The sequence below is a fragment of the Methylobacterium sp. PvR107 genome, assembly GCF_017833295.1.
Taxonomy (GTDB): domain Bacteria; phylum Pseudomonadota; class Alphaproteobacteria; order Rhizobiales; family Beijerinckiaceae; genus Methylobacterium.
On sequence record NZ_JAFIBW010000001.1, the window covers coordinates 43789 to 69145 of the forward strand.

At 68.1% G+C, this 25357-nt stretch carries 21 protein-coding genes and 2 pseudogenes; 10 read left to right on the top strand and 13 right to left on the bottom strand.

All coding sequences use genetic code 11. The features are described 5' to 3' along the window. Positions 1-3 precede the first annotated feature (3 nt). The 4 genes from JOE48_RS00200 to JOE48_RS00215 all read left to right on the top strand — a co-directional run bounded on the left by JOE48_RS00200 (position 4) and on the right by JOE48_RS00215 (position 4734). Positions 4-1059, top strand: a complete 1056-nt coding sequence (locus JOE48_RS00200; protein ID WP_210025782.1) for a lactonase family protein — start codon at positions 4-6, stop codon at positions 1057-1059. A gap of 139 nt (positions 1060-1198) precedes the next feature. Further along, entirely contained in the window at positions 1199-2254 is a 1056-nt protein-coding gene (locus JOE48_RS00205; protein ID WP_210025784.1) for an Ldh family oxidoreductase, read from the top strand. A gap of 319 nt (positions 2255-2573) precedes the next feature. Beyond that, positions 2574-3932, top strand: coding sequence for an MFS transporter (locus JOE48_RS00210; protein ID WP_210025786.1), 1359 nt, complete (start codon positions 2574-2576; stop codon positions 3930-3932). A 4-nt stretch (positions 3933-3936) separates the two neighbouring features. Further along, positions 3937-4734, top strand: coding sequence for an alpha/beta fold hydrolase (locus JOE48_RS00215; RefSeq protein WP_210025788.1), 798 nt, complete (start codon positions 3937-3939; stop codon positions 4732-4734). Between the two features lie 48 nt (positions 4735-4782). Here JOE48_RS00215 and JOE48_RS00220 read toward each other — a convergent pair whose 3' ends face one another. The 3 genes from JOE48_RS00220 to JOE48_RS00230 all read right to left on the bottom strand — a co-directional run bounded on the left by JOE48_RS00220 (position 4783) and on the right by JOE48_RS00230 (position 8152). Then, a complete protein-coding gene (locus JOE48_RS00220) occupies positions 4783-5553 on the bottom strand; it encodes a molybdate ABC transporter substrate-binding protein (RefSeq protein ID WP_210025790.1) in 771 nt (256 codons plus the stop codon). 339 nt (positions 5554-5892) lie between these two features. Further along, on the bottom strand, positions 5893-7212 hold the full coding sequence (locus JOE48_RS00225) for an MFS transporter (RefSeq protein WP_210025793.1): 1320 nt from the start codon (positions 7210-7212) through the stop codon (positions 5893-5895). A 94-nt stretch (positions 7213-7306) separates the two neighbouring features. After that, the gene (locus tag JOE48_RS00230) at positions 7307-8152 is read right to left on the bottom strand and encodes an aspartate dehydrogenase (RefSeq protein ID WP_210025795.1); all 846 of its coding nucleotides are present in this window, start codon (positions 8150-8152) and stop codon (positions 7307-7309) included. Positions 8153-8366: 214 nt separating this feature from the next. Here JOE48_RS00230 and JOE48_RS00235 point away from each other — a divergent pair, with 214 nt between their 5' ends. Genes JOE48_RS00235 through JOE48_RS00245 form a run of 3 tightly spaced genes read left to right on the top strand, consistent with a single transcriptional unit; the run spans position 8367 to position 12824 of the window. Further along, complete coding sequence (locus JOE48_RS00235) at positions 8367-9959, top strand: ABC transporter substrate-binding protein (RefSeq protein ID WP_210025797.1); 1593 nt, start codon at positions 8367-8369, stop codon at positions 9957-9959. A gap of 13 nt (positions 9960-9972) precedes the next feature. Next, positions 9973-11421: an amidase gene (locus tag JOE48_RS00240; protein WP_210025799.1), complete on the top strand. Its 1449-nt coding sequence runs from the start codon at positions 9973-9975 to the stop codon at positions 11419-11421. Positions 11422-11435: 14 nt separating this feature from the next. Then, positions 11436-12824, top strand: coding sequence for an amidase (locus JOE48_RS00245; RefSeq protein WP_210025801.1), 1389 nt, complete (start codon positions 11436-11438; stop codon positions 12822-12824). Between the two features lie 111 nt (positions 12825-12935). Here JOE48_RS00245 and JOE48_RS00250 read toward each other — a convergent pair whose 3' ends face one another. Next, entirely contained in the window at positions 12936-14378 is a 1443-nt protein-coding gene (locus tag JOE48_RS00250; RefSeq protein WP_210025804.1) for an amidohydrolase family protein, read from the bottom strand. Between the two features lie 345 nt (positions 14379-14723). On the opposite strand from JOE48_RS00250, the pseudogene JOE48_RS00255 reads away from it, so the two are divergent. After that, a pseudogene (locus JOE48_RS00255) lies at positions 14724-15792 on the top strand (IS3 family transposase). Between the two features lie 702 nt (positions 15793-16494). On the opposite strand, the gene JOE48_RS00260 reads toward JOE48_RS00255, so the two are convergent. Then, complete coding sequence (locus tag JOE48_RS00260) at positions 16495-16728, bottom strand: hypothetical protein (protein WP_210025806.1); 234 nt, start codon at positions 16726-16728, stop codon at positions 16495-16497. Between the two features lie 296 nt (positions 16729-17024). Here JOE48_RS00260 and JOE48_RS00265 point away from each other — a divergent pair, with 296 nt between their 5' ends. Further along, positions 17025-17414, top strand: a complete 390-nt coding sequence (locus JOE48_RS00265) for a heme utilization protein (protein WP_210025808.1) — start codon at positions 17025-17027, stop codon at positions 17412-17414. 308 nt (positions 17415-17722) lie between these two features. Here the strand turns inward: JOE48_RS00265 and JOE48_RS00270 are convergent, their stop codons facing one another. Next, positions 17723-18418 carry a response regulator gene (locus JOE48_RS00270; RefSeq protein WP_210025810.1) on the bottom strand — a complete coding sequence of 232 codons (696 nt, stop codon included), beginning with the start codon at positions 18416-18418 and terminating at the stop codon, positions 17723-17725. Between the two features lie 279 nt (positions 18419-18697). After that, positions 18698-19015: a hypothetical protein gene (locus tag JOE48_RS00275; RefSeq protein WP_210025812.1), complete on the bottom strand. Its 318-nt coding sequence runs from the start codon at positions 19013-19015 to the stop codon at positions 18698-18700. 436 nt (positions 19016-19451) lie between these two features. Between JOE48_RS00275 and JOE48_RS30735 the strand changes: the two genes are divergently transcribed. Beyond that, complete coding sequence (locus JOE48_RS30735; protein ID WP_280921281.1) at positions 19452-19580, top strand: hypothetical protein; 129 nt, start codon at positions 19452-19454, stop codon at positions 19578-19580. On the opposite strand, the gene JOE48_RS00280 is transcribed toward JOE48_RS30735, so the two are convergent. The 6 genes and pseudogenes from JOE48_RS00280 to JOE48_RS00305 form a co-directional block, all read right to left on the bottom strand. Then, positions 19577-21274 (bottom strand): methyl-accepting chemotaxis protein, encoded by a 1698-nt coding sequence (locus JOE48_RS00280; RefSeq protein ID WP_210025814.1) that lies wholly within the window; start codon positions 21272-21274, stop codon positions 19577-19579. The genes JOE48_RS30735 and JOE48_RS00280 overlap by 4 nt on opposite strands. A gap of 541 nt (positions 21275-21815) precedes the next feature. Then, positions 21816-21998, bottom strand: coding sequence for a hypothetical protein (locus JOE48_RS00285; RefSeq protein WP_210025816.1), 183 nt, complete (start codon positions 21996-21998; stop codon positions 21816-21818). A gap of 121 nt (positions 21999-22119) precedes the next feature. After that, entirely contained in the window at positions 22120-22617 is a 498-nt protein-coding gene (locus tag JOE48_RS00290) for a DUF892 family protein (protein ID WP_210025818.1), read from the bottom strand. A gap of 43 nt (positions 22618-22660) precedes the next feature. Continuing rightward, a complete protein-coding gene (locus JOE48_RS00295) occupies positions 22661-22948 on the bottom strand; it encodes a hypothetical protein (protein WP_210025820.1) in 288 nt (95 codons plus the stop codon). A gap of 691 nt (positions 22949-23639) precedes the next feature. Further along, a pseudogene (locus JOE48_RS31130) lies at positions 23640-23705 on the bottom strand (cold-shock protein); the annotation flags it as partial. A 382-nt stretch (positions 23706-24087) separates the two neighbouring features. Beyond that, entirely contained in the window at positions 24088-25356 is a 1269-nt protein-coding gene (locus JOE48_RS00305) for an MSMEG_0569 family flavin-dependent oxidoreductase (RefSeq protein WP_210025822.1), read from the bottom strand. Between the last annotated feature and the right edge of the window lies 1 nt (position 25357).

Genomic DNA, 25357 nt, shown 5'->3' on the forward strand with positions numbered 1-25357 from the left:
GTCATGTTCGCTTTCGTCGGATCACGCACGACGGTCGAGCGCAAGGCGCGCGGCGAGGGTCTGTCGGTCTACGCGGTCCTGCCCGGCGGCACCTGGGAGCTGCGCCATGTGCTGCGTGGTCTGACCAACCCGTCCTATCTCGCCCTGAGCCGAGCGGCGGATCGGCTCTACGCCGTGCACGGCGACGGAGAGAGCGTCAGCGCCTTCGCGGTCGCGCGGGACGGTGCCGTTTCGCTCCTCGGCACACGAGCGACCGAGGGGCGAAACCCCGTCCACCTCCTGATCCACGAACGCGCGCGCTCGCTTCTCGTCGCGAATTATGCCAGCGGGAGCCTCGCGCGCCTGCCGATCCACGCGGACGGCACGCTCGGCTGCGTGGTCCAGCGTCTCGAACTGCCGGGTCAGACGGGCCCGCATCGAACCCAGCAGACGGGGTCTCATCCCCACCAGGTCGTGCTGGACCCGACCGGCGACCGGGTCATCGTGCCGGACAAGGGCCTGGACCGTGTGTTCATCGTCGCCGTCGGACGCGATGACGGCCGCCTCGCACTCACTCCGGACGGACCGCCACCCGGCCGCGAGGGCGCCGGGCCGCGGCATGCCGTCTTCGATCGTTCCGGCACCATCCTCTTCGTGGCGAACGAGCTCGACTCGACGGTCACCCGCTTCGCCTATGAGGCGGGCAGCGGCCGCCTCTCGCCGCTCGAGATCGTCTCCACGCTGCCGGCCAGCTGCCTCAAGACCAGCCACGCCGCCGGCATCGCGCTGACCCCGTGCGGGCGCTGGCTCTACGTGTCGAACCGTGGCGACGACAGCATCGCGGTCATCGCGGTGGAGGCCGCGGGCCTGAGGCCCACGGTCTGGGTCCCGACCGGGGGCGCGAAGCCGCGTTTCATCACGCTGGACCCCACCGGACAGACGCTGCTGGTCGCGAACGAGGACAGCGATACGATCGTATCCTTCGCCGTGGATCAGGTCACCGGCGCTCTCGCCCGAACCGGGCAGGCGGTCGAGACCGGATCGCCCGTCTGCGTCGTGTTCGGCAGCCCGGCGGCATGATGGATCAGCGCTCCGCGCCAGAGCCGTTCGCTGCATGTCGGCGCAGGGCCGCGCAGCGCCTCCGCCTGCCGAACCCGGCGGTGGATGGTGGCCTTCCTCCTCACAGATCGAATCCCCGTCCGACCTCGGATCCGCGCCCATGACCGACGAGCGAATTTCCCCAGACCGGCTGCGCGCCTTCGCGACGGCCGCCTACGCGACCACCGGCATGCTGGAGGATCGGGCAGCCCTGTGCGCCGACACGCTCGTGCAGGCCGATCTCTGGGGGCACCAGTCGCACGGCGTCATGCGGTTGCCCTGGTACATGGCGCGGTTGCGGGCCGGCGTCTGCGATCCGCTCGCCGAACCCGAACTCGTGGTCGACGGCGGTGCGATCGCGGTCCTCGACGGCCGCGAGGCCATGGGACAGATCTCGGCTGCCCGCGCGGCGCAGGAAGCGGTCGATCGAGCAACGCGGCACGGCATCGGCGCCGTGGCGGTCCGCAACTCGAACCACTTCGGCACCGCGATGTACTTCACGCTGATGGCGGCGCGCGCGCACTGCGTCGGTTTTCTCTCGACGAACGCCAGCCCCGCCATGGCGCCCTGGGGCGGGCGGCGGAAGGTCGTCGGCAACAATCCGTGGTCCTGGGCCGCACCCGCCGGCACCCACGCGCCTCTGGTGCTCGACATCGCCAACACGGGCGTGGCCCGCGGCAAGATCTACCTCGCGCGCCAGAGGGGGCAAACGATCCCGGAAGGCTGGGCGATCAACGCTGAGGGCGCGCCGACCATCGATCCGCAGGAGGCGATCGACGGCATCATCCTGCCCATGGCGCAGCACAAGGGCTATGCCATCTCGGTCGCGATGGACATGCTCTCGGGGGTTCTTACCGGCAGCGCCTTCGGACCCGGGGTGCACGGGCCGTATCAGGCCCGGGAACGCAGCGGCGCCGGTCACCTGATGATCGCCCTCGATATCGCGGCCTTCCAGCCGATCGAGAACTTCGGCGCGCGCATGGAAGAGATGATCGCGGGCCTGAAGGCCGTCCCGCTGGCACAGGGATACGACGAGGTCTTCTATCCCGGCGAGATCGAGGCTCGAAACGACGCCGATCATCGGCGCGCCGGGTTGCTGCTGCCTGACGACACGTTGGACGACTTGCGAACACTCGCGGGCGAGATCGGGCTCGCGGACCGGCTTCCGTTCTCCTGAGCGGCGCGGCGTCCGGGGCCTGGCACGGGAGCGCTCAGGCCCGCGTGGAGCGTCGCGACGTCTCGGGATCGGGCAAAGTCTGCTGGCGCGACGACACGGCCCCGGATTCTGCCCGATCAGTCCGCGAAGCGGCGCGGGGAGCCTCCTGCGCCGCTCGTCACCCGCGCGCCCGATAACGCGCGCGGCGCACTCTGCCGAACGCTCAGCGCCGAGCGGCCTGAATCACCGGGGCGACAAGTCGATGGGTGATGGACCCGAATTTGCAGCGATATTCGAGCGAAGAGATGAAACAATTAAGACAGTCGAGTTGCTGAATACGATGCCACAGATAAACCCGGGTCAGCTGCTCGAAAGCCTCGATCGATCAGCGCTCACACCCAAACACTGGCGCATGTACGTGACGGCCGCGCTCGGCCATCTGTTCGACGGCTTCGACATCAACATGATGGGCTTCGCGCTGCCCGGCATCGTCGCGGCCTTCGCGCTCAGCCCGGCTCAGGCCGGCATCCTCGCCTCGAGCGTCTTCATCGGCATGCTGATCGGCTCGACCTGTGTCGGCTTCCTCGCCGACCGGTTCGGACGCAAGTGGACGATGGTCGGCGCGATCACCGCCTATTGCGCCCTCAGCTGCGCCGTCGCCTTCGCCTGGAGCCACGACGCACTCCTGGTGCTGCGGATCCTCCAGGGTATCGGTTTGGGGGCGGAGGTGCCGCTCGTCTTCACGTACCTCTCCGAGTTCATCCCGACGCGCCGGCGCGGCCTCATGCTCGCCTCGACCGTGGCGTTCTGGCAAGGCTCGAGCTTCCTCGCGGCGATGGTCGCCCTCTTCATCATCCCGGCGTTCACGTGGCGGGGGATGTTCATCGCGGGAGCCGTTCCAGGCCTCGTTCTGATCGTGCTCTGGGTGATGCTACCCGAGTCGGTCCGCTTCCTCATCGCCCGCGGCCGTCTCGAACAGGCCGGCCGCATCGTCGATGGTCTCAGCACCATCGACCCACGGACGCTGCCGCCGCCCCGACATCGACCGCCGGCCGAGCCGGCGCACCTGAGTGCAATTCTGCGCGGCGGCTATCTGCGGCCGACCGCGAGCATCTGGCTGATGCAGCTCACCGGCGGGGCGGTGTTCTTCGCCGTGGCGATCTGGCTGCCGTCGATCTTCGCGCGGATGGGCTTTCCGGTCGTCAAAAGCTTCGCGTTCACCGGACTGATCGCCGGGACGGGCGCGCTGGGCAACGTCGCGGGCGGCCTGCTGCTGGATCGCTGGGGGCGGCGCACAACCGTCCCGGTGTTCCTCTGCGTCGGGGGTCTCCTCATGTTCGCGTGGGGGCAGGCCACCGAGTCCTGGTCCATCCTCGGGCTCGGCGCGCTGACGGCATTCTTCGCTTCGGGCGGTGCGGGCGGTCCGCTCTTCGCCTACACGAGCGAGGTCTACCCGACGCGGTACCGCGCGGTCGGGACGGGCTGGGCTGCGGCCTGGCAGCGGATCGGCGGGATCGTCGCGGCGCCGATGCTCGGATGGATGCTGGGCAGCGGCGCCCCCAACTACGCCTTCTTCACCGCCTTGAGCGTGCTGCTGCTGATCGGGGGTGTCGGGGGCTACCTCCTCGGCTACGAGACGCGCGGCAAATCGTTGGAAGCGGTCACGGCGGAACTCGCCGGGACGACAGGTCAGGTCTGAGACGATGCCGCATTTCGAACGCGACGGACGCCGGCTGCACTATGAGCTGCTCGGCCGGGGCGATCCCGTGATGCTGATTCACGGGTTCACGAACGCCGGCTGGTCCTGGATGAACCAGGTCGCCGCCCTGGTGTTCGCCGGCTACAGCGTGATCCTGCCCGATCTTCGCGGGCACGGGCTGTCGGATCCCGCCACCGACGTCACCACCGTGGACGATCTGACCCGGGATGTGATCGGGTTGCTCGACCATCTCGCGATCGCGCGCATCTCGGTCTGCGGCTTGTCCCTCGGCGGCATGGTCGCGCTGACGCTTGCGCTCGCGCAGCCGCAGCGGGTCGACCGGCTGGTCGTGGCCAATTCGCGGGCCGTGTTCAACGACCCGGCGACCGCGGATCTCGTCGCCGGCTGGGTCGAGATGTTTCATCAGCCGGGCGGGCCGCTCCAACGCTTCCAAGCGACGTGGCCCGTGATGCTCAACGCGCAGTACCGGGAGAGCTCGGCCGGACGCGCGACTTACGCGACGTGGTGCCGCTTGGCCGAGCGACACAGCGGGTCCTCGCTCGCGAACGTCGCCCTCGGCATGCGCGCGTTCGACGTCGCGGGCCGCCTCCAGGGTATCGGGCATCCCACCCTGGTGATCGCCGGCGAAGAGGACAGGCTGTTCCCGCCCGCCGTCGCGCGCGAGGTCAGCGACGGCATGGCCGATGCACAATTCACGATCATCCCTGGGGCCGCGCACATCTCGTCTCTGGATAGCGCGGAGGCGTTCAACGCGCGCCTGCTCGCCTTCCTCGCCGGTTGATCGAGACCGCTGAACCCCTCGGATGTCCCGCTGGTACGGGTCCTTCCCTCAGCGTGGCGGGACGTCCCAACCCGCCTGCTTCAGCCGGGCGCTCCCGTTCGGTCCGGTCACGAAGGCGATGAAGGCGCGTGCCGCGCTCGGGTCCTGCGTCGTCGTCGTGACGGCGGCGGCGTAGGGCGTCCACGTGTTGACGGCCTCGGGCAGGAACCCCGCGAACGCCACACCCGGTGCGTCGATGAGCTCGCTGGCCTGTGTCAGCCCGATCGCTGCCCGGCCCGAGGCGACGGCCGATGCCACTTCGGCGCCGGTGGCGCAGAGCACCACTTTGGCCTGCACGGCCTCAGCGAGGCCGAGCCGGGTCAGCATCCCGTCGAAGAAGGCGCCCGCCGAGCCGCCGCCCTTGGGATCGATGTAGGCCACGGTGGGCGCCGCGAGGAGCGCGGTGCGGAAACCCGCCTCGCCCGTCAGGTCGGGGAGCGCGGCCCCGGATTTGACGGCGGCGCCGAGCCGCATGCGTGCGACATCGAACTTGGTCTCCGGCCGGACGTCGCCGCGCGCGACCAGCGCGTCGATGCCGGCCGAGGCGGTCATGACCACGTCGGCATCTTCGTGCGCAGCAAGCTTGGCGAGGACGCCGCCCGCATTGGTGATCGTCAGGACGAGGTGATCGCCGGTCATTGCCTCGAACGGCCCGGCGAGGTCGCGCAGGCTGGACGCGTAGACGCCCGTTGCGAGCACACGGATGTCGGCCGCCGCCGCCGCGGGCGGGCTTAGCGCAGCCATGCAGCAGGCGATCGACAGCAGCTGAGCTCGGCACATGGCATTTCTCCTCGGGCGCGACGCCCGCGATCGCGCGAACCGACGGGATGCGTCGGATTGTGGAGCGCCGCACTCTACACACGATGGGCCGCGTCCGGCCGCCGTCCGCCGCCCCGCCTGTCGCGCCCTTCCCCGTCCGAGCGCGGCCCCGGAGACGCCGGATACGACCGCACCGGGACGCGTCGCTTCGCGGCATCGCCGCACGGTCGCCCGGGGAAGTGATCCCGGACAGCGAGGGCGGGCTGTCGGCCATAGAGCGCGGAGCGGGCGGTGCTCGAAGCTGGGAGTTGCCCCTCATCCTGCCTCGCGGGTCTTCGCCCGCGGGGCGAGCGTCGCGGTCTACGCCCGCTCACCCGGTAGAACGGGGCTCAGCGGCGCGCGCGTGCGGCCCAAACCCAGCGCGAGCGCGGCGCCCGTGGCCGTGACCAGGGCGAGCGGCAGCAGGCCCAGCGCGTAGCTGCCGCTCGCGTCCTTGATCACGCCCATCAGGTACGTCCCGACGAAGGCACCGAGATTGCCGATGGCGTTGATCTGCGCGATTCCCGCCGCAGACGCACCCGGCGGCAGCCATTCCGTGACCATGGCCCAGAACGGGCCCTTGACGGCGTAGGTCCCCAGGATCGCCAGGAACAGGATCGCGACCGTCGGCCCGAACCCCTGGGCGGCCAGCGCCGCCGCGAGGCAGAGCGCGGTGAGCGCCTGCGGCCCGGCGACGTGCCAGGCCCGCTCCCCCGTGCGGTCCGAGCGTCGGGCCCAGAGCACCATCAGCCCGGCCGCGACTCCAAAGGGTACCGAGTTGAGCAGGCCGATCTGCATGGTCGAAAGGCCGTAGGACTTGAAGATCTGCGGCTGCCAGATTGACAGGCACGCGCTCGCGCCGACGCTGCCGGCGAAGATCAGGCCGGCCGCCAGCACGCGCCGATCGAGGATCACCCGCCAGACGGACGGCCGGACCAGCGGCTGCTCCGCGCGCTCGGCGTCCAAACGTCCGGTGAGCCAGCCGCGCTGCGCCGCGTCGAGCCAGGGCGCCCGGTCCGGGCCCTCCGGGAGGAACCGGAGGACGAGCAAGCCCAGCACCGCGGCCGGCATCGCCTCGACGATCGACATCAGCTGCCAGCCGCGCAGACCGAGCCAGCCGTCGAGCCCGAGCAGCGCCGCCGAGAGCGGCGAGCCGACGAAGTTCGACAGGGGCACGGCCACCGCGAAGAGGGCGATCACCCGGGCGCGATAGGCCTTCGGGAACCAGTGCGTCAGGTAGAAGATCACGCCGGGATAGAAGCCGGCCTCCGCCGCACCGAGCAGGAAGCGCACCGCGCAGAATGAGACCGGTCCGACGACGAGCGCGGTGGCCGCGGAGATCACCCCCCAGGTGATCATGATCCGGGCCAGCCACAGCCGGGCGCCGAACCGCTCGAGCATCAGGTTCGAGGGCACCTCGAACAGGAAGTAGGCGACGAAGAACAGGCCCGCGCCCAGGCCGAAGACCGAGGCCGAGAGTCCGGCATCGGCATTCATCTGCAACGCCGCGAAGCCGACGTTCACCCGGTCGATGAAGGCGACGAGGAAGCCCAGCATCAGCAGCGGCATGATCCGGAGCGTGACGCGCCGCATCGTCGCCCGCTCGATCTCGGACCGGGTCTCGTCGCTCGTCGGTGTCACGGGCCGCTCCGGGTCTGAGGGGGCATCCGCGCGCGGATGCTGGCCCGGGCGCAGGCGACCGGCAGCACGGTATGTGCCAGCCCGGCCCGGCCCGTCAGGTGCCGACCCGGAGGGGGGCGGCGAGCTTGCGCAGGTAGGCGATGACCGACAGGGCCGTGATGCGGCCCGTCCGGGGGTTCTCGTCGGTCGGCACATTCTCGATCGTCATGGAGAACCGCGCCGCGTCGGCCTCGACCTCGATGCGGTGGGTGTTGCGGTCGAGGACAGGATCGGCCCAGATCTCGAGCTCGGTCCGGTCCGGGCCGATGCCGGCGAGTGAGAGCGCGACCGCGACATTGAGGTTGGCCGGAAACCCGCGGGCCGCCTCGCGCGGGCTGCCGGAGAAGACCCGCATCGGCTCGGTGATGCTGGCGATCTCGATCCCGTTTTCCAAGAGGTAGGGCGCGCCGACGAGGCCGCGCACGGGCTTGCGGGTGATCATCCGCACGGTGTGGATCGTCCCCTCCGCGGCGGCCGTCACGGCGTCGAGGCCGAGCAAGGCGCCGGTCGGCACGACGATCTGCCCGCCGTGGGCGCGGGCGGTCGCCACGAGGTCCTCGTGGTCGAGCAGCGCCCCACAGCTCAGCACGACGGCCGTCTTGCCCGCCGTCACGAACGGCCGCACGATCGCGGGGAGGTGCTGGGACGGCGCGCATTCCAGCACGATGTCGGCCCGCGGCTCCAGAGCGTCGAACGCGGTGACGACCTCGGGCGGCGCAGCGAGCGCCGCGAGCGCGGCGCGGGCTTTGCCGGCATCGCGGACCGCGACGGCGGTCAGGCTCAGTCCGGGGATGGCTCCCCCGTCGAGAGCGCGCCCCACGGCGCGCCCGACGGTGCCGAGGCCGGCGATCGCGACGCGTCCGCCGCGGACCGGCGATCTGGATGCTTCCTGCGGCGGCATGCTGGGGTCCCGTTTTATCGAGGCCGGAACGGCCGGCCACCGCCACCCTTTGCATCGGCTGTGCCGAAGGATGACGCGGATCGCTTCCATCCTGGACCGCCGATCAACCGGCGGCTAGGCCCGAGCGCGCCGCCGGCATGCGGCTTGCCATGTTCCCCCGGGGATGGGACCCTGACCGGCGCGCCGGGCGCGTGCGTGCTCGATGAGGTGCGGGATGGATCGCCGTCGTTTCCTCCAGCTCGCAGCGGCCCCGGCCCTCACCGCGGGCATCGCACGGCCGAGCCGCGTCGCCGCGCAGGGCACGCGCGTCCTGCGCTACGTGCCCTACACCGACGTCACGGTCCTCGACCCCACCTGGAGCACCGCCTACGTCACCCGCGACCACGCGGCGATGGTCTACGACACGCTGTTCGCCCTCGACGAACGGCTGATGCCCCAGCCCCAGATGCTGGCCGGCCACTCGGTCTCGGACGATGGCCTCACCTGGGAACTTACCCTGCGGCCGGGACTGAACTTCCACGACGGCTCGGCCGTACTCGCCCGGGATTGCGTCGCGAGCCTCGTGCGCTGGGCGCGCCGTGACGCCTTCGGCGGGGCGCTGATGGCCGTGACCGACGAACTCACGGCTCCCGACGACGGCACCATCCGCTTCCGCCTCAAGCGGCCCTTCCCGCTCTTGCCCTACGCCCTGGCCCGTAACGGCGCCCCCTACCCCGCGATCATGCCCGAGCGGCTGGCGCGGACCGACGCCTTCACCCAGCTCACCGAGATCGTCGGGAGCGGCCCGTTCCGCTTCAAAGCGGACGAGCGCGTCGTCGGCGCGCGCGCCGTGTACACCCGGTTCGAGGGCTATCGCCCGCGCGAGACCGGGACGCCGAGCGGCACCGCTGGGCCGAAGATCGTGCATTTCGATCGGGTCGAGTGGCTCGTCCAGCCGGACGCGGCCACCGCCGTCAACGCCCTCGTCGCGGGGGAGGTCGACATGTTCTACAATCCACCCACCGACCTGTTGCCGGTCCTGCGCCGCAGCCGCGACCTGCAGGTCTTCCAGGGCGATCCCCTCGGCAACGTCGCCCTGATGCGGGTGAATCACCTGCACCCGCCCTTCGACAATCCGGGCGTGCGCCGCGCCGTCCTCTCGGCCGTGCGCCAGGAGGACTTCATGCTGGCGATGATGGGCGAGGACCGCGCCCTGTGGCGCGACGGGGTCGGCGTCTTCCCGCCCGGCACGCCGATGGCGAGCGAGGCCGGCCTCGACGTCCTGGCGAGCCCGCGGCCGGTCGAGGAGGCCAAGCGCGCGCTGGAGGCGGCGGGCTATCGGGGCGAGCGCGCGGTGGTGCTGATCTCGACCGACAGCCCCAAGCTCCGGGCGCTCGGCGAGGTGGCGGCCGACCTGATGCGTCGCATCGGCATGAACGTCGACCCGCAGGTCACCGACTGGGGCACTGTGGTGCAGCGCCGCGCTAAGAAGGAGCCGGTCGCGCAGGGCGGGTGGAGCGCGTTCTTCACGACCTTCTCCGGCCAGGACCTCCTCGACCCCGCGGGCTACCTGGCACTGCGCGGCACCGGCGAGCGCGCGTGGTTCGGCTGGCCGACCGACGCGCGGGTGGAGGATCTGCGCGCCCAGTGGCTGGCGAGCGGCGATCCCGCGCAGCAGCGGGCGATCTGCAGGGATATTCAGGCACGGGCGATGGCCGAGGTGCCTTTCATGCCGCTGGGGCAAGCCTTCTACGCCACGGCGGCCAAGCGCGACCTCACCGGCATCCTGAAGGGCTTCAGCACCTTCTGGAACGTGCGGCGGGCTTGAGGAGATCGGGATCATGGCGGATGACCTCGCCTACATGCCCGCGGCGGAACTCGCGACCCTGATCCGAACGCGGCGGCTGTCACCGGTGGAGCTCATGACGGCGACGCTCGCGCGTATCGTCAGGGCCCAACCGGTGCTGAACGCCTTCATCACCGTCGCGGAGGAGCAGGCGCTCGCCGGCGCCCGGGCAGCGGAGGCCGCGGTGATGCGCGGAGAGCCGCTGGAGCCGCTGCACGGTCTGCCGGTCTCGATCAAGGATCTCGTTCCGACCGCCGGGATCCGCACCACCTGGGGCTCGCGCGTCTTCGCCGAGCACGTGCCGGAGGCCGACGCGGAGGTCGTGACCCGCCTAAAGGCTTCCGGCGCGATCGTCGTGGGTAAGACCACCACGCCGGAATTCGGGCAGCAATGCCTGACCCAAGCGCCCCTGTTCGGACGCACGCGCAACGCCTGGGACGCGGGCCGCACGTCGGGCGGCTCCAGCGGCGGGGCGGCCGTGGCCGCGGCTGCGGGACTGACAGCGCTCGCAGTCGCCACCGACGGCGGCGGCTCGACCCGGATCCCCGCCGCCTGCAACGGCGTCGTCGGCTTCAAGCAGGGGCTCGGCGTCGTGCCGCAGGAATACGCCCAGGACGGGTTCGGCAACATCTCCTACGTGACGCCGATGACCCGCACCGTCCGCGACACGGCGCTGATGCTCGACGCAATGGCCGGACCCGACCCTCGGGACCCGCTCAGCGCGGGCCGGCCCCAGCCGGGCTTCGTTGCGGCCCTGGACACGCTCCGTCCGGGCACGAAGCCCCTCGCCGGGCTGCGCGTCGGCTGGCGGCCGCTGCTCGGCAATGCTCACGTGGCGGCCGACGTGCTGGCTGCCTGCGAGCGGGCGGTCGCCGCCCTGGCGGATCTCGGCGCCGAGACGCGCGTCCACGAGGCGCCGTTCGAGAACCCGGAGGCCCTCTGGTTCGTCAGCAACGGCGCCTATCGCAGGGCGCAGTTCGGCCACCACCTCGCGCACCACCGGGAGATCCTGTGCCCGACCTTCGTGCGCCAGATGGACCGGGTGTGCGACGTCTCGGCGGCCGAGCTCTACGCGGCGATCTTCGCGCGCACCGGCCTCTTCCGGCAGGTGCAATCGTGGTTCAGCGACATCGACGTCCTGGCGATGCCGACCCTGTCGCGCACGGCCCTGCCGATCGACCAGGACTTCTTCGGGCCGATCACGATCGACGGGAGAGCCGTGCCGAACCTGCGCGCGGCTTGGTACCCGTACACGATGCCGTTCAACCTCACCGGCAACCCGGCGGTAAGCCTGCCCTGCGGGTTCGACGAAGCGGGACTGCCGGTCGCGATCCAGCTCGTCGGACCCGTCGGCGAAGATGCCCGCCTGCTGCAGGTCGCGGCCGCCTTTGAGCGGGCGATGCCCTGGGCGGACCGGCATCCGTCGCTGCCGGAATTCGACTGACCCGAGGAGCAGAGATGGCCCCCTACGATCCGAGCCGCCGGACCTCGGGCTTCGACGCCGCCGCGGAGGCGTTCCGCTCGGGCGCCGATTCCCCGCGAGCCTATCTGGAGCGCTGCCTCGCGGTGATCGCCGAGCGCGAGCCCGTGGTGCGGGCCTTCGTGGTCGTGAACGAGGCCGGGGCGCGGGAAGCCGCGGACGCCAGCGGCGCGCGCTGGCGGGCGGGGCAGCCGCTCTCGCCGATCGACGGCATGCCGGTGGGGATCAAGGACCTCCTCGAGACGCGCGACATGCCGACCCAGATGGGCTGCGCGGCCTACGCGGGCAACTTTCCCCGACGCGACAACGCCGCGGTCTGGGCGCTGCGCGAGGCCGGGGCGGTGGTCCTCGGCAAGACCACCACGGCCGAACTCGGCGGCACGCACCCGCCGGCGACGACGAACCCGTTCGATCCGGCGCGCACGCCGGGGGGGTCGTCCTCGGGCTCAGCCGCCGCGGTCGCGGCCGGGATGGTGCCGGCCGCGATCGGCAGTCAGGTCGGCGGCTCGATCATCCGGCCGGCGAGTTACTGCGGCAACTGGGCCCTGAAGCCGTCCCAGGGCGCGATCAACCGCGGCGAGCGACAGGCGACCAGCATGAGCACGCACGGCGTGCACGCGACCTGCGCGAACGACATGTGGCGCGTGTCGATCGAGATCGCCCGCCGGGCCGGCGGAGATCCGGGCCGCGCCCCGCTCGCCGGCCCCGCGGACCCGCCCGCCTCGCATCGGCCGCTCACCGTGTCGGTGATGGAGACGGAAGGGTGGGAGGCGCTCGACGATGCGTCGCGGGCGGCCTTCGAGGCGGTGGTGGCGCAGATCGCCGCTGCCGGCGTCACGGTGCTGCGCCGCCGGGACGACCCCGCGATCGAGCGCCTCGAGCGCGCCCTCGTCGGCGTGCGCGAGATGGCCAACACGATCACCGCCTGGGAGAACCACTGGGCGATCCGCAACCTCGTGGCTCAGCACCCGGACGGCGTCAGCGCGCGGGCCAAGGCCACGGTCGCGACCGCGGAGCGCCTAGGGATCGAGGGCTACCAAGATCTGCTGCGGCGGCGGGAGGCGGTGCGCTCCGTGTACGCGACGCTCGCCCCCACGCTCGACGCGCTGATCGCGCCGGCCTCGCCCGGACCGGCGCCGCCCTGGTCAGGCGATCGTCCCGGCGCGCCGCTCGCGCCGCGCCCGACGGGGGATTCCGTGTTCAACACGCCGAGCTCGCTCCTCGGCGCGCCCGTTGTGACGGTCCCCCTCACGGCCGTGGGCGGCCTGCCGATGGGCATTCAGGTCGTGGGGCAGCCCGGCACGGACGCGCGGATGACGGCGATCGCGCGCTGGATGGGCGAGGCGCTGCGGCCGGTCGTCGTCTGACCGAGGATGCGCCGCCCGTCGGTCATGCGATCCTTCGTCTTGCGATAGACGACATCTTCTTGGGGTTAGACAGCGGGTTTAGGACGACAGCTCACGCCGGGCCCTCGGACCTCAGCCGCGCAAAGGCAGACTCAACGGGGTGAGCACGTCGACAGTCCGACCGCGGTAGTCGCGGCTCGGGCACAGGGCCATCATCCTCGCCTGGGCTTCGGTAAGGCGCTCGGCCGCGGCACGGTGATCGAGATCTGTCACGTGCCCGTTTGCCACCACCTGACGGCCCGCCACGAACACATCCCGCACGGCTCGGTCGGCCGCATGGAAGACGAGCGAGCGCAGCGGATCGCGGGCCGGCATCATGTCGGGCTGCTTCAGATCCACCAGCACGATATCGGCACGCGCACCGACAGCCAGTCGGCCGAGATCGTCGCGCAGCAGCGCGCTCGCGCCGCCCACAGTGGCGGCGTGGAACAGCATGCCGGTCGAGACATCGGTGATGTCGCGGGCGGCGATCCGGCTGAAGGTGCCGGCCTTGCGGATCTCCTCCAGCATGTTGTGCGGGCTCGTGTCGGTGCCGAGCGCCATCGTGATACCGGCGCGCATGTAGGCGCCGAAGCTCTCGAGGATCTGGCCATAGCGGGCGAACGGCGTCGGGCAGTGCGCGACCGCGCAGCCGCTCTCGGCCAAGAGGCGCAGGTCATCGCGGGTCCAGCCTCGGATCCAGGAATGGGTGTCCAGGAAGATCGCGTGGCCGAGGATGGTCCCTGGCCCGAGGATCCCGAGATCGGTCGCGTGGCGGATCGAGGTGACCCCGTGTCGGCGCGTCATCTCCTGCAGTTCGAGCACGCCCTGGGAGAGGTGCAGGGTAAAAGGGATGCCACGCTCGAGCGCGGCGGCCCGGCTGTCGCGCAGGAGATCGTCGGTACAGTTCTCGATCTGCATCGGCGACACCACGCCGGAGAGCCGGCCTGACGGGTGCGCGGGCAGGCTGTCGATGAGGGCGAGGGCCGTGTCGAGGCCGCGCCGGCCCCCTGCCTCGTCCCAGGCGAAGCCGAGGCTGTGGCCGTTCTCCAGGCGCCAGCGGGCCGAAGCGAAGCCGGGGGCGAGGAAGCCACGAATGCCGCTTCTCGCGATAGTCTCGGTCCAGCCTTCGTAGGGCGCGGTGATGTCGCAGATGCTGGTGACACCGCTCTTCAGCAGTTCGCACAGGGCGACCTCGGTGGCGGCGCAGCGCAGGCCAGGGTCGGTGGTATCGAAGGCTTGGGAGCGCTCGTACAGCCCGGTCATATACATGCTCGGGACGCCGTGCTCCTCGCGGATGCCGCGGTAGGCTGGTTCGTGTCCGAGATGGGAGTGAACGTCGACGAGCCCGGGCATCACCATCAGGTCGCGCCCATCGAAAATCTGGTCTGCAGTGCCCGTGAAGTCGGGACCGACGTAGAGGATGCGATCTTCGGTGAAAGCGACGTCGATACCGCGCTGGTAGACATGTTGGCTCGTCGCCCCATCCCAGGCGATCGCCCAATCTGCTCTCTTGATCAGCGTCTTACGGGGCATTGCTTCACCTCCGCGGGGCGGCCGTCGCACTCACCGCGGTCGCTCAGGAAGCCAAGCCGCGAGGAGCCTCCGCAACTGAACGACGCAAAGCGGCCGGTCGGGCCACATTGTCGACCTTCGATTGACGCCCGATGCAAGCGGCGGTCCTCTGGCGCGCACGGCTCCTGCTTCGCCAAAGCGCGCTCTGATGAGTGTGAGGCGATGGTCAGCGCTAAGTGCCTAAGCGAGATGAAGAAGGTCGGCATGCCACCGGTTTCGTCCCTTCGGCCGGCGCAGCTCTCCAAGGAGCCGTGCTCTGCTCATTTTCATCGATCAGACCCATAAGAGAGTGCGTGTGAAGAACAAATCGCCTTCGCGCTGAAGCAGGCCGAGACCGGGACACCGGTCGCGGAGGGGCTGCGCCGGATGGGCATCTCCGAACAGACGTTTTACCTCTGGAAGAAGCTCTACGGTGGCTTGGGGACGGGCGAGTTGCGGCGGCTGAAGCAGCTCGAGGACGAGAACCGCAAGCTCAGGCAGCTCGTCGCCGATCTGAGCCTCGACAAGCACATCCTGCAGGACGTGCTCGCAAAAAAGCTCTGACGCCTGCTCGGCGACGCGAGCTCGTGCACCCGGTTCAGGAGGCGCACGGGGTGAGCGAGCGGCGCGGCTGCGCCGCGCTCGGCGTCGGCCGGTCGGGCATCCGCTACCGCTCGACCAAGCCCGATCAGGCACCGCTGCGGATGCGCATCTGTGATCTGGCCAAAAGCCGGGTGCGCTACGGTTATTTCCGGATCTACATCCTGCTGCGCCGGGAGGGCTGGCGGGTGAACCATAAGAGGGTCCACCGTCTCTACCGGGACGAGGGGCTGAGCCTGCGGCTCAAGCGACCGCGCCGGCACGTCAGCGCGGCACACCGTGAGCGTCAGCCTGCTGCGCTCCGGCCGAACGAACGCTGGTCGATGGAGTTCGTCTCCGACGCTCTGTTCGACGGCCGCCGACTGCGGGCCCTGACCGTCGTCGATGCGTTCACGCGCGAGGCTCTGGCGATCGAGGTCGACCAGGCATCAAAAGCGAGCAGGTCGTGGCTGTCGTCGGCCGCTTGGCGCTGCTGCGCGGAGTACCGTGCGCGATTCAGGTCGATAACGGGCCTGAGTTCGTCTCGAAAGCCCTCGACCGCTGGGCCTACGAGAACGGTGTCACGTTGGACTTCTCGCGCCCTGGCAAGCCGACCGACAACGCACTGGTCGAGTCGTTCAACGGCCGGCTGCGCGACGAGTGCCTGAACGCGAACTGGTTCTTGTCGTTGCCCGACGCGAGGAGCAAGACCGAGCCGTGGCGGCGGCACTACAACGAGAGCCGTCCTCACACCGCCCTGGGGTGGCGAACGCCCCAGGAATTCGCCTTGGCGGCGGCCCTGCAGGCCGCCGAATGAGACCCGGAGGCTCACCTTTCGGCCGGACCAAAATCCGGGGGCCCCTCAGTCGAGCGCTTCGACAAGGATCCCGGTCTGTGGCGGGTGAACGGTGAGGTGATGACCGGCGCTGAACTCGTCGCCGGAGCGGATGGGGTTCATGGACGGGTAGGATTGAGCAGGCGAGCCGTAACGATACCGCCACTCGGCCCTTCTCAATTGCACTTCAAATCAGCGTGCCGGGGCCAACCGGAACACCCGGCACCAAGTCTGGCCCGACCGGATCGCTGGGTGGCTGTGGCATCGGCGGATCGCCGGGCATGGGTTCGGTCGGCGGCGGCTCACCGGGTGTTGGTAGGTCCGGTCCGTCGGGGTCGGGTATGCCAGGGTTGGCTATCGTCCGGCATCTCCGTCACCGCAAGGGATAACAATCAATCTTGCCGCCGGATAAGCGGTTCCGTCCCTTGTCGGCCGACGCTGAGATCCGCCATTCGGATCCGGCCTACGATCATGGCCGCCGCCTTGGTCGCGTAGGGATAGGTCGATCGCTCGGAGAAGAGGCCATCCGCGAACGTCACGATCCAGCGGAAGTATCCAGTGTACGAGAGGCGGGCACCGCCGAGAGCTTGTAGGTGCGGGACAAAGCGTCGGTCTCTTGATCAAGCAGAGCGGTTCATGGTGGAAGGGCTTTAGCAGGAGCCCTTCCACGTGGTGGTGAGCGCCTCACATGCGGTGAGTCATTCGCTTCTTCATCATGTGACGGCGCATCATCCGCTGATGCATCATGCGCTTCTTCATCATCATGCGGTCGCCGTGCATCATGCGAACCTGAGTAACGCCGGATTGGTCGGTGTGGAGGCCGCTGGCGGACATCGGAGCTGCTGACACCGAACCAGCACTGAAGGCGATGCCTCCAAGCAGGGTGGCGGCGGCAAGCGCAAACTTCATCTTCTTCATGCGAGATCTCCTGTGGGCGCGGACTGATCGCCCGCATGGCTCACAAAAGCCTGCAACTCTCGCCAAAGTTCCTAAGTCAGCTCGATATCTGTGCCATACTCATCAAATGATGAGTTCAGATAATTTGCCATTACGGACGGACATGTTGGAAAGTTTCGCGTTCGAGTTTCGCGGTCCCGTTTTTAAACCATTTTTCGACTGGGTCGCTGCCCAAACGATTTTTGAAACGATTTCTTTAAAGCATCTGTTGTCCGAACGCGTCGTTAACAGCGACGGCGCGACCGTCGGAGCTATCTATGGCACGTACCTCTCTCTTGATCCTCGCCGCTGGCCTGACTGCAGGCGCTCTCAGCCCGGTTCATGCTGCGACGAAGAGGGTGCGTGTACCGAACCAGTACGACGGCTCTTGGACCATCGTGGCCACTACGGCTCAAGGCCCCTGCTCGGCCAGCACGAGCTATCACGTGCAGATCAAGGACAGCGATGCTTCCATCCCCGGGCAGGACGTCGACATCGATGGCGGTGTGTCGGCAGGTGGCGCCGTGCGGGCCACGATCACCAGCGGCACCAACAAGGTGCCGATCGCCGGCAGCCTGACCGCAAAGGGCAGCGGCAGCGGCACATGGCGCACGTTGGGCGGACTCGTTGCGTGTGACGGCAGTTGGAATGCAAAGCGGGCGAGCTAGAACCCTGCGGCCCGACACCGTTACGGGCTGGCCCCAGCATGGCACCTCCCAGATATGTCCACACCCGATGCTCAGACCTGCGAAGCGAAAATCGAAGGTGTCTGGCGCTCGATCGGTGTCGCTGAGGCGAAGAGCGCCTACGTGATGGCGCTCAAGCGTTGCCCGTCCTGCCACGGCGCGGTGGTACTCTCAGGGTCATACGCCGAGAACGGCAGCCGGAGGTTTTCTCATCGCAGGGTGCATACCGGCTGCCCGCTGGACCCGAAGCGGTACTCCGGCACGCCCTCGCCGCATCCGCAGGTGCTTACCTAAGGCAGATCGGCGTCGCTGCTTGATCTGGCGATAGAAGCCCGCCCTGGTGTTCCAGGTGCGGGCTTGTTGCGACTGCGCCGACGAGGCCGCACCGCGAGACCGTACATCCGGGTCTCGGTGCTGCTCTTCCAACGCTCAGTCCCCAGCCGATCGCTGACAGGTACCTCGGCCATTATGGTTAACGGATCGTTGCCGCCGATCGGCGCTCGCCGTGCGTCCGCCCCGTCGCCCGATCTGATCAAGCCCTTATGGAAAATCGGCCACAGCAGAACGGTAGCTGTTTTAGGATCCTCGCTAGGTTTCTCGTCTTCGCCACCCCAGAGCCCTTCGAGCGTTTTCCGCAGGGCCGCGGGCATGAAGGGCTTCGTGAGGCAGGCATTCACACCGGCCTTCCGCACCGCCGTGAAGGCGTGGGCGTGCTCCTTAATCGTCATCATCACGAACAGCGTCTCACGCAGGCGGCGGTCCTCTCGCACCCGGTGCAGTAGCTCGAAGCCCGACATCGGGGACATGTGCAGGTCCGAAATGACGAGGCCGTAGGAGCGCTCATCAAGCATCGCGAGCGCGGCTGCGCCGTCAGGAGCTTCGTGAACGTCACTGACCCCGACCTGCTCCAGCACGGCGCGGACCACCACACGGATCATGGGCACGTCATCGACAACAAGAACCGGCATCTGCCGCGGGTCAGACATAGCAACTCCGAGCGGCCGCACGCGGGCAGCCAGGACGAGGCCGACACGCGGCTCAGATGGAAGAGAGACCCCGCCGCTCGATTTGATCACGGGGCGGCGGGGCTCAGTGCCGCTCCTCACGGCCGGGGCCAGTACGCAACGCGGCCCGAGCCACAGGATGGCGAAGGGCGGTTAGCCGAGGCTCAACGGTCGCCTCTGCCCAGATCCCGGATCGGATTGACAGTCGGTAATGGCAGTCGGTCCAGGCCCAGATTGGACGGACCGCCAACCCCCATCGTTCTACATCCTGGCCGTTCGACCGGGAGCGACAGCATGGGGCTTGAGCAGCAGATGGCTGGCGCGCTCCGGGGCAAGGGCCGGTAGGGGCCCGTCGTCCAGCCGCACCAGGTTGTGCCTTCGCTGCCAGTTCACGCAGTGGGTTATGCCGCTGATCTCGATCGATCCCATCAGGAACGCGAGCGCCCCGACGCCTACGACGGCACCTACGAAGCCGAGCAAGAGCGCTTCGTGGACCGCCTCCTTCCGCACGGAGGCGCGCTCCCACTGCGCGGGCACGAACCCGTGTTCAGCGACGAGGATCAGGCAGGACCAAAGCATGGCGGTTCGCTAAGTGCTCGGTGCGAGGACCCGTTCCGCAGGTGTGCACGTAGCGGTAAACCGTCAGTGTGCGAGTTGAGCGGATGCCATAACCAGCGACCGGCGAACCTTCTGACAGCGGGACGCCACCACGCCCGGGCAGACCCTACCGCCCGCGAAGTGGCGCACGGTGGAGTAGATCAGCGCAGGCGGGCCAGGATGTGGTCGTTACCTACCGCGTCGTGCCGCCTCGTGGCGATCCTGCCGAGCGGTGAGCCAGTACACGAAGCCACCAGCCGCGAGCACCGCTAAGGGGTGCCGCGAGTTGAAGCCAGAAAAAGCCGTCGCCGTTCATCGGGCGCCCCTCAGTCGGCCGAGGATGGCGCGTGCGAATAGGTGTAGGCCCAGACCGACAACTATCCAAGCCGGGAGGAGGATCGCCGCGAGCCCGAAGCTGATGACCCCCGACGCCGCGGCGATGGTTGGGCTGATCCCGCCGACCGCCACGGCCGCCGCCGCGATGCTGTTCAGCAACGTCGCCGTCAGCTTCGTGCGCCCGTTGTGGATGAGGCTCATAGAGGGTTAGGCCGCTCGGATCGTCGCTAAGAAACGGCCGACTTCCGCGCGCAACTCCTCGGATTGGCGCGACAGTTCAGAAGCTGCACCAAGCACTTGGCTCGCAGCCGCCCCAGTCTCCTCAGCCGCAACCGCGACACCGGAAATGTTGCTGGTTACCTCGCCCGTACCTTGCGCCGCTTGGCTGACGTTGCGCACGATCTCCTGGGTGGCTGCCCCTTGCTCTTCGACAGCCGCCGCAATCGAAGTTGCCACCGCGCTGATCTCCTGGATGCGCGTCGTGATCCCGCCGATCGCCGACACAGCCTGACCCGTCGAGGTCTGAACCTGTGCGATCTGACCTGAGATCTCGTTCGTCGCCCTAGCCGTCTGCTCGGCCAGCGCCTTCACCTCCGAGGCCACCACCGCAAAGCCCTTGCCTGCGGCCCCCGCACGTGCCGCCTCAATGGTAGCGTTCAGCGCCAGCAGATTGGTCTGACCGGCTATACCCGAGATGAGGCCGACCACGTCGCCGATCCGCGACACGGCGGCGTTCAGCTCTTGGACCATGTCCGAGGTTTTATCGGCCTCGAACACAGCGATCTGGGCCAGTTCTGTCGATCCCTGAACCTGCCGGCCGATCTCCCGGACTGACGCGCCCAACTCCTCAGCCGCTACCGCAACCGTGCTGACGTTGCTCGCTGCCTCCTCCGCAGCGGTAGCGACCGTGCTCGACTGGGCCGCGGTCTCTGAGGCGGTGCCACTCATCGCGCCTGCCGTTGCCTGCAACTCGGTGGCCGAGGAGGAGACCATGCCGACGATGCCTCCCACCGCGCGCTCGAAGCTGTCGGCGAGTTCGATCATGGTGCGCTTCCGCTCGATCGCCGCGGCCTCGTCGGCGACGCGCCGGATCTCAGCCTGCTCGGCTGCCTTCTGCGCGACCATGTCTCGGATGCCCTTGACTGCGCGGCCGACCGCACCGATCTCGTCGCCGCGCACCGCCTCGGGGATCTGCGCGTCGACCTCGCCTTTGGCCATGCGCTGAAGGACACTGACGAGGCTCTTGAGCGGGCGCACGATCCCGAACATGACGATGACACCGAGGAGGCCGAGGGCGACGAAGAGGCCGACCCCGGCGACGATCGTGAGGGTCTGCGTGGCCGCCGCAGCGACCTCCCCTGCCCGCCGCTTTTCCTCTTCCAAGGCACTGACGTTGGCGGAAACGCGCTTGTTGGCTGCCTCCACGAGGGCTTTGCGCGCGGTCCGCCCCTCACCGTTGGACTGCCGCGTCGCGGAGGCGACATCGCCCTCCAGGACGGAGTCGACCCCTGTCCGCGAGGCCGAGAAGAAGCGACCTGTCAGCTCTTTCAGCTGCTCGTTGATGGCGCGGCGCTCGGGCGTGTCGGATAGCCGGATCAACTCATCGACCGCCTTGGTTGCAGCACGCTCCGCTTCCCCATGCTGTTCGCGGAGCGCCTGCCCCTCTGGTCCGCCTCTCTCGATGATGAGATTCTTCTCGCGAATGGTCGCCTCATCCACGGCGACGGCAAGCCGGAGGGCGAGGACGGCGCGTTGGGCGCTGTAGTCGACAATCTCCTGCGTGTTGGCATCGAGATTGGAGAGGCTGTTCCGGGCCAAGAGGACCATGCCAATGGAGACAGCCACAAGAAGCGCGCCAGGGATCGCTAGCTTGGCGAGGAGCTTCAGATTGTCGAGGAGCTTCATCGGTCCGGCCGTATGGGATCAACGCGGCAACCCGACGTTGTCCCGCACGTAGGGCGGTCCATTCCTCAACCTGTATCGTTAGCACAAATTTAATATTGGTCCGAAGATACTGCCCTGGGTTGAATTTGATCAGATGCTCAAACGGGAGGCCAGGGTCGCCCCTGGACCAGTCTCTGAAGTGGCTCACGGCTGGCCGCTGCTGGTACTCTGATCAGGATCAGCCGGCGGAAAGCTGGCGCCAGCAGCGCGTAGCGCCCGCATCAGGGCGTTCAGCTGCGCGATGGTGACCGCCGGCTCGCCAGGGCTGCCCTCAGCTCGCGCCACGACGCTCACAGGCACTTTGGCGCGCTTAGACAGTTCACCAGGCGACCAGCGGATGGAGATCCGTGCTGCGAGAAGCTGCGGGCCCGTGATCACCCTGATCAACTCCTATGATCGAATGGCTACAGCGTCTGCCGCTACGTTTCGAGGACGACGGAGACGCGACTTGCTTCCGCCGCTCGGTCCGGTCACGGCTTGCAGCTGACTTTTTCCAACTGCCTCACGCGGTGAACACCAGCAGGAGCGCGCCAAGGCTACCCAACGCGGCGGTGCTGATCCCGCCAACGAGGGCGACATCCCAACTGGCGATATGCTTCGATATGGGGGCGAACCGGTAGGCGCTGAACGTCACAGCGACACCGGCCAAGGCGATGGCCAGCGCAACGATCATCAGGAGTGTCATGGGGTCAATCCTCATCCGCCAGCGGCGGGACTGACCATCGCGCGGATCCGTACAACGAGTGAGGCGGGCGAAATATCCGCCCGCGACAAGATCACAGATCAGATAGCTTAGTTTTTGATATCTACGCGGACCGCTGGTCGAGGTAGGCCTCAACGAAGCTCGGGACGTGACTACCGAGCCAATCACCCATCTCCTGCTCCTCCTTCATCGATTGCTCCAAGGCCGGCTTGTCGTCGCCGGCCCCTGCTGCGTCGGCAAGCGTCAGCAATACCTTGTAGGAGCTGATCTCGTAGGCCTTGTAGCCGATAGCCGCGAGGACGTTCTTGATCACCTCGTCCTCGGCACCCGTGTGAATGAATCCGGCGACGGTGGCGACGGCGCCGGTTACAGCCTGCTTGACGACCGACTTGCTCGTCCCGTGCCTTTCGAGGAGATCGTCGAGGCGTGCGGCTTGAGTGACCGAGCGTTCGTGGTCGGCCTTCATCTTCGCGTACAGGTCCGGGTAAGACTCCATGCGCGGCATCTCGTTCTGAAGAGTCCCAACCGCCTGCATCTCAACCGCGTGCTGATTGCGCAGACCGTTCAGATAGGTGTCCATCGCCCGCTTCACCTTGCTCATGCCTTGGTCCTTAGCTGAACGATCCGAGTTGGTTGGTGCAGACTCAGCAATCGTCGGCGCCGGGCTTCACGGGCTGGCCTTCGGGAGCCTTCTTCGTGCCGTCATCCTTCATAGCGGCGCCCGTGTTGTTCATCGCGCCGACCGTGCCGGGAGACTCCGCCTTAGCCCCAGGGGTCACTTTGGCGGTCGAGCCGCCATCGACATTCGAGCTGGCATCCTTCCCAGTAGACGCATTCGTCGTCGTACCGACTTTGCACGGCGCAGCAACAGCCAGGCTCGCTGACAGCGCGAGCATCGCGGTAACGGTGGCGATATTCAGGATCTTGGACATGGTCCCTCCAGGTTCTTAAGCCTGGGGAAGAGCACTCAGTGACCGGAGTTCCGGCGGACGCCGTGCGACAACTGCTCGCGCCCAGTGATGCAGCGTCACGCTTCTGTTCCGGGAGCTCGATTTCGGCTACGACGCCCGATCTGATCACGAGCTAGCGGTGCTCGCTCCTCACGGCGAGGGGCAGGTTCGCGACGCGGCTCGTGTGGCAGGACATAGGCAATCAGCTACCAGGAGAAGAAGGCGTCAAGGCCCGGCATCAGGAACAGCAAGGTCGCGCCGGCCCCGACCACGCCCGCGATCATCACAACGAACTCCACCGCGGTATCCTCCACCTGGCTTCCACGCCGACAAACCGCGATGAGGCGGCAAAGTTTCGGATGGCTGCCTCACCACCTCAGGAAGCGGTCGAGGGCCGGAAGCGCGGCGATCGTGAGTGCGATGGCGCCGATCGTGGCAGTGAGCATGATGATGTACGGCAGAGGCACGGTTGCAGAACTCCCAGCCAGTTCTTCGACCAACAGGCCGAGGGTGAGTTCTGTGCTGTGCGACAGAGTGTCCAGAGAGCCGCGTTCAGCAGGAAACGGATGCTGCGCCGAGAAGCTGAGTTCACATCATGCGCTGCGTTAGCCCGTGCGCCTGCCGTCCGCTCTGCCCGCAGGTGGGCGAAACGCATGAACGAGAGCCCCGCCGCCCCATCGGGCTTGATGAAGCCGTAGCCCTTGGTTTCGTTGAACCACTTCACAGTACCGGTCGTCATAGAAATACGCGGGTCGTTTCTAGCTCGCCAACGTGCCCGCTGTCGGGCAAACTTATGGCGACGCGATTAGCCGTTCCAAAGGTCGATTTAACCAACCCAGAGTGGAACTGCTGGAATGCAGCGATCGGCGGCTTTCATTCGGCCGACACAACGCAAATCGACCCGCGCCGGTGCTCCACCCGCCATTTTTTAATGCTGGTCGCGAGATTTGGTTAACCAACCGGTCCTGAGCGCGAGACGCGGTCTTCTTAATCGTCACCCCCCACCCCTAGTGCAGGCGTGGAGTCCAATCAGCCGCGATATGGATCGAGTTTGGGCGCGGGGGTACGTCGCGGGGATGCGATGATGATCACAAGATGTTCAGCCCCTGCGGGTGACCGGTTCAAACGGCGAACTTGAGGGCGAACCGCTCTGCGCCAAGCCGCTTCTGGATAACCTGCACGACGTATTCGGCATCGCGGCCGACCGCGCCGAAGCGCCCGGAGCCCCAGGTGTTCAGCCATGGCAGGCCGATGAAATAGACGCCGTCCTCGTTCGTGACGCCGCGCTTGTGCTTGGGGCTGCCCGCGCCGTTGAACACGGAGGCGTCGAGCCACCGGAAATCCGGCGTGAAGCCGATGCACCAGACGATGCTCGTGATGCCGGAGCCTTCGAGGGCGAGGCTGAGGACCGGCTCGCCCGGCTCCCAGACCGGGCTGTAGTGCTCCTGCGTCGGCGCATCGATGCCCTTCTCGGCGATGTACTTGTCGATGGCGGCGTTGATGCCGTTATAGGTTCGGTCGGCCTGGTCGAGGGAGCGCTTGAGGTCGTCGCGGAACCGCAGGTTGCCGTCCTGGTAATCCTCCATCAGGCCGTAGAGCTTCATGCCCTCGGTTGCGAAGCGACGCAGGTCGATGTCCCGGCCACCGTCGCGACCCGTCACGTAGTGGTTGGTGTTGTCGCGGACGCCATCGCGCAGCGGATGGTTGTCGACGGTCATCTCGTAGTAACCCATGTCGGCGAGCCACGTCACGACGTCGCGGCCGCGGTAAAAGCGGGCGCAGCGGGGCGCGTCGCCCACCGCCAGGTGCACCTTGCGTCCGGCGAGGTGGAGGTCCTCGGCGATCTGCGCGCCCGATTGCCCGGAGCCGACGACCAGCACCTCGCCTTCGGGCAGCTGTTCCGGGTTGCGGTACTGGTTCGAGTGGATCTGGGCGATCGCGGGCGGCAGCTTCTCGGCCATGCGCGGGATGATCGGCGTGTGGTAGCCGCCCGAGGCGACGACAACCTCGTTCGCGGTGAAGTCGCCCTCCGATGTCTGGACCGAGAAGATGCCGTCCTCGCGCCGCTCCACGCGCGTGACCGAGATGCCCTCGCGGATCGGCGGGTTCAACTTGGCCACGAAGGCTTTCAGGTAGGCGACGATCTCGTCCTTCTTCATGAAGCCGTCCGGGTCAGGCCCGTCATAGGTGTGGCCCGGCAGGTCGCACTGCCAGTTCGGCGTGACGAGGCAGAACGTGTCCCAGCGCTGCGTCGACCAAGTGTGCGCGGCCGTGTGCTTCTCGAAGACGAGGTGCTCAATGCCGCGCTGCTTGAGGTGATGGCTGACCGAGAGGCCGGCTTGGCCGCCGCCGACGACGACGACGGGAACGTGACGGGGGGTAGAGGTCATG

Excerpts from the sequence above, each read along its gene's own strand:
- JOE48_RS00200 (WP_210025782.1), top strand. The coding sequence starts at position 4 with ATGTTCGCTTTCGTCGGATCACGCACGACGGTCGAGCGCAAGGCGCGC.
- JOE48_RS00205 (WP_210025784.1), top strand. The coding sequence starts at position 1,199 with ATGACCGACGAGCGAATTTCCCCAGACCGGCTGCGCGCCTTCGCGACG.
- JOE48_RS00210 (WP_210025786.1), top strand. The coding sequence starts at position 2,574 with ATGCCACAGATAAACCCGGGTCAGCTGCTCGAAAGCCTCGATCGATCA.
- JOE48_RS00215 (WP_210025788.1), top strand. The coding sequence starts at position 3,937 with ATGCCGCATTTCGAACGCGACGGACGCCGGCTGCACTATGAGCTGCTC.
- JOE48_RS00220 (WP_210025790.1), bottom strand. The coding sequence starts at position 5,553 with ATGTGCCGAGCTCAGCTGCTGTCGATCGCCTGCTGCATGGCTGCGCTA.
- JOE48_RS00230 (WP_210025795.1), bottom strand. The coding sequence starts at position 8,152 with ATGCCGCCGCAGGAAGCATCCAGATCGCCGGTCCGCGGCGGACGCGTC.
- JOE48_RS00235 (WP_210025797.1), top strand. The coding sequence starts at position 8,367 with ATGGATCGCCGTCGTTTCCTCCAGCTCGCAGCGGCCCCGGCCCTCACC.
- JOE48_RS00240 (WP_210025799.1), top strand. The coding sequence starts at position 9,973 with ATGGCGGATGACCTCGCCTACATGCCCGCGGCGGAACTCGCGACCCTG.
- JOE48_RS00245 (WP_210025801.1), top strand. The coding sequence starts at position 11,436 with ATGGCCCCCTACGATCCGAGCCGCCGGACCTCGGGCTTCGACGCCGCC.
- JOE48_RS00250 (WP_210025804.1), bottom strand. The coding sequence starts at position 14,378 with ATGCCCCGTAAGACGCTGATCAAGAGAGCAGATTGGGCGATCGCCTGG.
- JOE48_RS00260 (WP_210025806.1), bottom strand. The coding sequence starts at position 16,728 with ATGAAGAAGATGAAGTTTGCGCTTGCCGCCGCCACCCTGCTTGGAGGC.
- JOE48_RS00265 (WP_210025808.1), top strand. The coding sequence starts at position 17,025 with ATGGCACGTACCTCTCTCTTGATCCTCGCCGCTGGCCTGACTGCAGGC.
- JOE48_RS00270 (WP_210025810.1), bottom strand. The coding sequence starts at position 18,418 with ATGTCTGACCCGCGGCAGATGCCGGTTCTTGTTGTCGATGACGTGCCC.
- JOE48_RS00275 (WP_210025812.1), bottom strand. The coding sequence starts at position 19,015 with ATGCTTTGGTCCTGCCTGATCCTCGTCGCTGAACACGGGTTCGTGCCC.
- JOE48_RS30735 (WP_280921281.1), top strand. The coding sequence starts at position 19,452 with ATGACCCCCGACGCCGCGGCGATGGTTGGGCTGATCCCGCCGACCGCC.
- JOE48_RS00280 (WP_210025814.1), bottom strand. The coding sequence starts at position 21,274 with ATGAAGCTCCTCGACAATCTGAAGCTCCTCGCCAAGCTAGCGATCCCT.
- JOE48_RS00285 (WP_210025816.1), bottom strand. The coding sequence starts at position 21,998 with ATGACACTCCTGATGATCGTTGCGCTGGCCATCGCCTTGGCCGGTGTC.
- JOE48_RS00290 (WP_210025818.1), bottom strand. The coding sequence starts at position 22,617 with ATGAGCAAGGTGAAGCGGGCGATGGACACCTATCTGAACGGTCTGCGC.
- JOE48_RS00295 (WP_210025820.1), bottom strand. The coding sequence starts at position 22,948 with ATGTCCAAGATCCTGAATATCGCCACCGTTACCGCGATGCTCGCGCTG.
- JOE48_RS00305 (WP_210025822.1), bottom strand. The coding sequence starts at position 25,356 with ATGACCTCTACCCCCCGTCACGTTCCCGTCGTCGTCGTCGGCGGCGGC.